Raw genomic sequence first — 1,624 nt, forward strand, 5'->3', positions numbered from 1 at the left:
CAGCCACTCCCGATGAATATGCGACACAATCCATTATCAGAAAATTGTCGTAAGCACTATTTGATAGAACAATGAAACACCTACAGACATTTCTGCAGTATGAAAATGATTGTCACCCCGATCAAACCTGGCTATTTCGTAACTCACGATGAATCAAAGGCTATATCTTGTGCTTTTGACCCATGAGAAATTGCTCTAAACAAGCTACCCCAACTGTCAATTCTCAACGTCAGGAAGAACGATGTGATTTTTCGCCAAAGTCGCTTACGTGTCGGCTTTTTTGGTTTATTCAGCGCTTGCTGAAATTGTGGACAAGCCAGTTCCTGGATCTGATCGACCAGAAACGCCAAAAAAGTAAGGTAGGCGAAATTCGTAGCCAGGTGTTTTTCGCCATGCCCATAGCTATGTTCAAGTTGATAGCCTTGGTTTTTCAGGGTATTAAACGTTTCATTTTCAATGCGCCATCTGCAGCGTCCACCTCGCATCACCGATTCAACGGTGTCATTGGTTAATTCAATATCGGTGATCCAGCACCAGAAATGCTGAATGCCTTTTTTGTCGATTTCAATGTAATCAAGTACATTAACGTGTTCTGTTTCATCTTGAAGATTGAGTGGCACGTTATTAGCGTAACGGAATTTATGTGTCGTCTTATTTGGTGCATCAACAACGGTATGATGATGGACCTCGCCCTGATCATAAAGCGCATTCATGGCCTCGATAAGTGCCACATGATTTCCATCCTTTGCGACGATAATGTAGTGCCATCCAAACTCCTTTATCATTGCTACCGTAGGGTTGTCGGCGTATAAGCCATCCAGAAGAATGACCAGATGTAGACGAGGATGGTCTTTTTTTACCTGAGCCAAAAACCGTCTGATTGCGGCTTTCTCGCAATCATTTTTTGTGGAACCATCCTGGCGGCATATAGCTTCAGGCGCCAAGGGAATAACGGTTTTTCTGTTGGGGTGAGCAAGGCAGCCACCCATTATATTGTGGTAATAGGTTTCATTTTTCTTCCCTTCATTCTTGACGCAGCAATCAGCGCAACGGCTGGTGTCTGAATAAAAAAGACCGGTGCCGTCAATAGGCAGTAAGTAATGGTCTTTTAACTTTCCACAATTAAAGGTGTATCCCTGAAGGGCTCCGTTACGCTGAATGATCGAGAATAGTTCTTTAAATGGTTTCTTGAATTCCACGGGATCTATCGGGTCAAGGACTTCTCTCATGCGCGTATCAGAAGGTACTTTGCCCTCTTTAACATGATAGAGTTTTTCTAGGTTATAACAGCAGGTTGGCTCAAGCCGTTCTTCGTCAAATCCCAGGAGCGAATCAAATTTTTGATGCATCACTGCAAAAGCTGATTTTGGGAAATTACCAAAGGGAATACTGCTTTTATTAGGGCGGTGGTCTGGAATATTTTCAAAGCAATCGGACACTGTTTTTATCAAATAAGACGCACTGAAATGTCTGATGTTTTTCTGAATGGCCGTACCCATAACTATACCGACGACAAAGATTGAGTAATCAGTGATTTTAGTCGAAGAATTGTGCGGGCTGTGTTTTTCTACCTCCTCTGTACATCTTGCAGCTGTGAGGCTTCAGGAAAGAGCGGGAATTGCTG

The 1,624-nt window shown here is 43.0% G+C and carries 1 protein-coding gene; it reads right to left on the reverse strand.

The genetic code is table 11. The annotated features are described in order from the left end of the window. Positions 1–143 precede the first annotated feature (143 nt). On the reverse strand, positions 144–1,499 hold the full coding sequence (locus Q1B11_RS20100) for a transposase (protein WP_299735777.1): 1,356 nt from the start codon (positions 1,497–1,499) through the stop codon (positions 144–146). Between the last annotated feature and the right edge of the window lie 125 nt (positions 1,500–1,624).

The sequence above is a fragment of the uncultured Endozoicomonas sp. genome, assembly GCF_947495845.1.
In the GTDB taxonomy this organism is placed as follows: domain Bacteria; phylum Pseudomonadota; class Gammaproteobacteria; order Pseudomonadales; family Endozoicomonadaceae; genus Endozoicomonas.

Excerpts from the sequence above, each read along its gene's own strand:
- Q1B11_RS20100 (WP_299735777.1), bottom strand. The coding sequence starts at position 1,499 with ATGGGTACGGCCATTCAGAAAAACATCAGACATTTCAGTGCGTCTTAT.